This is a genomic window from Candidatus Deferrimicrobiaceae bacterium, assembly GCA_035256765.1.
Taxonomy (GTDB): Bacteria; Desulfobacterota; Deferrimicrobia; order Deferrimicrobiales; family Deferrimicrobiaceae; genus CSP1-8.
Map to the genome: position 1 here is coordinate 1 of DATEXR010000292.1, position 1,010 is coordinate 1,010.

Annotated in this window: 1 protein-coding gene; it reads right to left on the bottom strand. The window is 64.5% G+C overall.

Annotation, left to right across the window (positions count from 1 at the left end; genetic code table 11):
* Window positions 1-1,010, bottom strand: a 1,010-nt coding sequence (locus VJ307_10065; protein HJX74486.1) for an IS630 family transposase, incomplete at both ends; no start/stop codon positions are given.

Consider the following 1,010-nt stretch of genomic DNA (forward strand, 5'->3'; position numbering starts at 1 on the left):
ATACCGGACTGAATCTTTGTGAAAATAGCGGCTGACGACATCGGGTTGGCGTTGGCGACCACGGAGGAAGCCCCGCACGGCCGAAACCAGTTCCGGCAGGGATCCGGCACGGCGGCGGCCGACGGCATTGCTTTTCACGTCCTGGTTGAGCATCTCATCGGGATTGAGGTCGGGGCTGTAGCTGGGCAGACGGAACAGTTCGATCCTCTTGGCATGTGTGCTCACCCATCGCGTGACGCGCGCGGCCCGGTGAACCGGATGGCCGTCCACGACCAGGAAAACCTTCCGCGGAATTTGGCGGACCAATCGTTTGAGGAAGTTCAGGAACACCCGATCCTTGAACCGCTCGCGGAAGACCATGAAATTCAGGCGACCCCGGTTGGTGATGGCGGAAATCATGTTGCAGCCGAACCTCTGTCCTGTTCCGGGGATGATCGGCGTCTGCCCCCGGCGTCCGTAAGACCGTCCCGCCCCATGATCGGAACGCACCCCCATCTCGTCTCCCCAGTAAATCTCGGCTCCCTCCCGCTTTGCCCGCGACCGAATCGCCGGGTACTCCTCGTCCAACCACCGGCGCACCCGCTCCGGGTCCCGCTCAAATGCCCGACGCGCCGGCTTCTGCGGGGGAAACCCCCACTGCGCCAGATAGCGCCCCACCGTCCAGACCGACAGCGGGATGCCGAACCGATCCTTTATCAGGCGCCCCACGGCTTCCCGCGTCCACAGAGAGAACGGAAGCTTCAACTGGTCCGGGGTCCGATCCGTGATCGCACGGACGATCTGGGCCGCCTGCCAGGGAAGCAGTGTGCCGCCCTTCGGACGTCCCCGCTTCTTCGCCTTGAGCGACCGAAGGCCTCCACGTCGGTGAGCCTTGACCCAGAGCCCGACCGTCTGCCGGGGAACTCCCAAGATCCCGGCCACCTTGACCTGGGTGTGCCCGTCCAGAACCGCTTTGACCGCCCGGATGCGGAGGCTTTCCTGTGCCGAAGGAGAGAGTGTGCGCGTGTCGG